This is a genomic window from Synechococcus sp. R55.7, assembly GCF_047461955.1.
In the GTDB taxonomy this organism is placed as follows: domain Bacteria; phylum Cyanobacteriota; class Cyanobacteriia; order Thermostichales; family Thermostichaceae; genus Thermostichus.
Genome location: NZ_JANSIC010000090.1, coordinates 5,543 through 10,180, shown reverse-complemented (window position 1 = coordinate 10,180; position 4,638 = coordinate 5,543). Strand labels below are relative to the sequence as shown.

General features: G+C 62.1%; 3 protein-coding genes and 1 pseudogene. 2 read left to right on the top strand and 2 right to left on the bottom strand.

Features of this window, described 5'->3' with window-relative positions; all coding sequences use genetic code 11:
• Nucleotides 1–27: 27 nt before the first annotated feature.
• Both thrC and NW820_RS06485 read right to left on the bottom strand, forming a co-directional pair.
• The gene (gene thrC, locus NW820_RS06490; protein ID WP_414407018.1) at nt 28–1,140 is read right to left on the bottom strand and encodes a threonine synthase; all 1,113 of its coding nucleotides are present in this window, start codon (nt 1,138–1,140) and stop codon (nt 28–30) included.
• Between the two features lie 116 nt (nt 1,141–1,256).
• Nucleotides 1,257–2,903: an isochorismate synthase gene (locus NW820_RS06485; RefSeq protein ID WP_414407017.1), complete on the bottom strand. Its 1,647-nt coding sequence runs from the start codon at nt 2,901–2,903 to the stop codon at nt 1,257–1,259.
• Nucleotides 2,904–3,174: 271 nt separating this feature from the next.
• Here NW820_RS06485 and menA point away from each other — a divergent pair, with 271 nt between their 5' ends.
• On the top strand, nt 3,175–4,116 hold the full coding sequence (gene menA / locus NW820_RS06480; RefSeq protein WP_414407016.1) for a 2-carboxy-1,4-naphthoquinone phytyltransferase: 942 nt from the start codon (nt 3,175–3,177) through the stop codon (nt 4,114–4,116).
• A 154-nt stretch (nt 4,117–4,270) separates the two neighbouring features.
• Nucleotides 4,271–4,638, top strand: a pseudogene (locus tag NW820_RS06475) (hypothetical protein); the annotation flags it as partial.

Genomic DNA, 4,638 nt, shown 5'->3' with positions numbered 1-4,638 from the left:
CTGACCCTAACCAGCGGGCGGTTTCTGCTAGAAACCCATCAGACGAGCAACAGCGGACAGCTCAGGGACAACGCCGGTGTGGATAGGAGCGGATCCCTGGTGGCTGGCCGTGTCCGGATCCTTAAGGCCATTGCCCGTCAGCACGCACACCACCTGTGCTCCAGCAGGCACCTGCTCTCGCCATTTCAGCAATCCTGCCACCGAGGCCGCGCTGGCCGGCTCGCAAAAGATCCCTTCTTCGGATGCCAGGAGACGATAGGCTGCCAGAATCTCCTCGTCGGTGACGCTATCCACCTGACCGCCGCTCACCTGCACTGCCGCCTTGGCCTTCACCCAACTGGCAGGATTGCCGATGCGAATGGCCGTGGCCACCGTCTCTGGGTGTTCCACCACCCGGTTCAACACCATGGGGGCAGCACCGGCAGCCTCGAAGCCGTAGAGACGAGGGCGACGGGTAGCCTTGCCCTGCTGGCGGTACTGGCAAAACCCCATCCAATAAGCCGTGATGTTGCCCGCGTTGCCCACCGGAATACAGAGCCAATCGGGGGCATCCCCCAAAGCATCCACCACCTCGAAGGCGGCGGTTTTCTGCCCTTCCAAGCGGAAGCGGTTGACCGAGTTCACCAGGGCCACCGGGTAGGTTTCCGCCAGCTGCCGCACCATAGCCAGCGCTTGGTCGAAGTTGCCTTGAACGGCGATGATCTCCGCCCCGTACATCAGGGTTTGGGCCAGTTTGCCTTTGGCCACGTAGCCATCGGGGATCAGCACATAGGCCCGCAGACCTCCTTTGGCCGCAAAGGCAGCAGCCGCCGCCGAGGTGTTGCCGGTGCTGGCGCAGATCACGGCCTCTGCTCCGGCCTCTTTGGCCTTGGACACCGCCATCGTCATACCCCGATCCTTAAAACTACCGGTGGGGTTGAGGCCCTCCAGCTTCAGGTAAACTTGGCAGTCTCGCCCCAGCCGTTGGCTCAAAGCCGGGGAAGGCACCAGAGGCGTGTTGCCCTCATGTAGCGTGACCACAGGTGTGCTGGCGCTGACGGGGAGCCATTCCCGATAGTGCTGGATCAGGCCGGGCCAAAGCCCCACTTGCGCGCGGGATCCGGCTATACGAGGGGGATGGGTGGGATTCAGGGTCGCCATGCCGCAGAGGACACCGAGGCTAATCAAAGACCGGCTTTCTCACTGTAGCTGTTCGTGGAGGGGTTCGTATCCACCTCCCGCAGCGGCGGCAGAAACATCTTCCTGATCCCCTCTCTTCAGAAGCTGGGGAGCGGAGGAGCTGCAGGTCGCAAGGCCAGAGCCTGCACCAGAGAGCGCAGCTTCAGACGAATCTCGGCCAGCTCCTGCTCTGGGTTGGAGTCAGCCACAATCCCGGCACCGGCATACAAGCGGGCCCAATTCCCCCGAATTAGGGCGGAGCGGATCCCCACCACAAACTCGCCATTGCCCTGTAAGTCTACCCAGCCCAAGGGAGCGGCATAGCTGGAGCGATCAAAGGGTTCCAACCGCTCTAGCCACTGCAGCGCCGCCTGTTGGGGATACCCTCCCACCGCTGCCGTCGGGTGGAGCTGGGCCAGCAGATCGAACAGATGTACATCGGCGGGGAGCTCCGCCTCGATCAAGGTTTGCAGATGCTGGATGTTGGCCAAACGGAGCAGCCGAGGCTGAGGGGAAATGCAGGGATCCATCCCCAACCGACCCAGAGCCTCCTGGATCGAGCGCACCACCCACTCATGTTCTCGGCGGTCTTTGGCGCTGCAAAGCAACCTCTCGGCCAGCACCTGATCCTGGTGGCTGGTGGCTCCACGGGCGGCGGAGCCGGCTAAGGCATCGATCTGCACCCGGCCTTGCCACACGGAAAGCAAGCGCTCCGGGGTGGCCCCCAAGAAAACCTGGGGAGAGATCCCCTCTTGGGTCAGAGGGAGAGGACTGGCCGGCGAACTCCCCCGCCTGTCTGCCCCCAGGGACTCCGTCCGAGTAGCGCGAGCGGCGAAGGCAAAGATGCTGCAATCGGGATGATGCTTTTCCAGATAAGCCAGCAGGGACGGGATTGACGGCGGGACAGGCAAGTGCAGATCCACGGCTTCGGCCAGCACCACTTTCTCCAGGGATCCCGCCTGAATCACCTGCAGGGCTTTTTGGATGCGCCCCAAGAGGGGGGCTTCCTCCACCTCCACCGGCACGGGAGCTTGCAATTCCCACAAGGGCAAGGGGGATCGAGAAAGGCGCTCCATTTGGGCAAAAAAGGCGGTGATCTGCCCGGCCAAAGCCGCTAGGTCGCTCTCGGGGTCGATTTCCAGATTGAGCCGCGCTACCGTCAGGGATCCCCAGGAGTCTGGCACCTGCAACAGTTGCCAACGTGGCAGCACCAGCGCTGCCCCCCCTTTGCTCCTGGGGCTGAAACTGAGGCGACAGAAACACAGAGGGCGTTCCTGCCGGCTGTCTGGGAATCTTCCCACTTCCGAGGGCTCCGTTCTGCCAATGCAAGCGGCATGGACGTGGGGCTGCAGCTCTTCTACAAAGCTCCGTGCCGCCCGCAAGCCCCCTTCTCCCGCGAGATCAACCTGCCGCAGGGATCCCCATCCCAACACCCGCACCCTTTCCCCGTGGGCCTTGTGGGAGAAATAACAGTAGCTCGGGAATCGGTTTGTGGGGAGCGAACCCAGCCTCTGGGCCAGCACCGCCAGCGGATCCAGCTCTGGGATGGGCTGCGACAAGCTGAGGATTTGGGGAACACCCCGCGCCCGCGCCATCTGTTGGCAGGCGGCTAGGAAGGGATCCCAGTGGCGCCGATCCCTCGCCTCGTCCGTCCAGGTAGAAGTGCGAGTCGGCGGCCATGCTCTCGGCCACTCCAGGCACTCAAGCGTACCGTGGGCATTCCAAGGGGAAAGAGAAGAGGTCATGCGCAAGAAAAAGAAGACGATCCCACCTTGGCCGAAAACAGGACACCCGTCGATGGAGACCGGCAGAAGATGACTTTAGGATAAGAGATTAGGAGAAGGGCCGGCAGCCTGAGCTTCTGGGGGCCAGATCTGAGGAGCTTCTTCACGGACTGCAAAGTTTCTTAGCATCCTGGGGGATGCTTTCTCAGGCGCTCTACCCTACAGAGCAGATGGTTGTAGACAGATCCAGAGACAGGCCCCAGAGCAGGCTTGCTTCCCAAGGAGAACTCCCATGAATCCAGATGTCGGCCAAGTGCAGCCACCAGCAGAGGTCGCATGGAGTGACCCCTCCCGCCGGCAATTGTGGATGGCTGCCCTCAAGCCCCCCATGTACAGTGTGGCGATCATGCCCATCTGGGTGGGATCCGCCATTGCCTATGCCCAGTCAGGGGTGCTGGACTTGGGGGTTTTGGGGGTGTTTTTGGGAGCCGCCATCTGCATCTTGGCCTGGGTCAACATCAGCAACGACGTGTTCGATGCCCAGACAGGGGTGGACAAAAACAAACTCCACTCGCTGGTCAACCTGACGGGCAAGCCGGGGCAGGTGTTTTGGGTGGGGAATGCCTTTTTGGCTCTGGGGCTGCTGGGGATCCTGTGGCTGAGCTGGCGGCAATGGGATCCGACGGTGCTGCTGTTGGTGCTGGTGGCCTGTGGGCTGGGCTATGCCTACCAAGGGCCGCCCCTGCGCCTGGGCTACCAGGGCCTGGGGGAGATCCTCTGCTTTTTCAGCTTTGGGCCGCTGGCGGTCTCGGCTGCCCACTACAGCCAAAGCCAGACCTGGTCGCTGCCGGGGTTGGCAGCCTCACTGGTGGTGGGGATGGCGACCAGCTTGATCTTGTTTTGTTCCCATTTCCATCAAGTGCAGGATGACTTAGCCTGTGGCAAGCGCTCGCCGGTGGCCCGCCTGGGAACCTTGCGCTCGGCCCGCCTCATCCCCTGGCTCTGCGGCAGCCTTTTTGCCTTGATGCTGCTGTTTGTGGGGCTGGGGATCTTTCCGGCTTGGACACTGCTGAGTTTGGCGGGGATCCCGTTTGCAGTGCGGCTTTCCCGCCTGCTGGGTACCTATCACGATCAGCCGCAGCGGATTAGCCACTCCAAGTTCATCGCCGTCAGTCTCCATTTTTGGCTGGGGCTGTTTCTGGGGCTAGGGTTCATCCTCAGCCGCTATGGCTGAAGGCTGAAAAGTCGGCTTAAGGCTAGGTGTGCGCGGGATCCCCCCGGTGCAGCCGGCAAAATGAGATAAGCTACAGCCTAGTGCGCTAGGTCAGAGCATGGCCTCTGAGGTGAGTCATCGGTTCGGGTCGAGGTGAGGCGGCAGCGAAAACAGGATGCGGCGATTCTTCAATTCCAACCTGGGGGTGGCGCTGTTGGGGAGCAGCATCTTGGCTGCTTTGGTGGGCTGGGCCTTGTCGATCGACATCGAGGAAGTGAAGGTGGAGTCTCCTTCCCCCGATCAGCCCCTCTCGGTCAGCCGCAGGGTAGACATCTTGGGTCGTCGGGGAGGACATCAGCGTTGGCGGTTGATTGCCGAGCAGGTGGATCTGGCAGCTGGGCAACAGGTATTTGAACAGGGGGCACACGGCTACTTCTACGGAGAAGGTGCCGACCGGCAAAAAGGGGTGCCGGATCCCTTTTTTGATAGCAGCGAGCAGATGACTTGGCGGGCCAAGCGAGCCCGCTACAATGCCACCGCCGA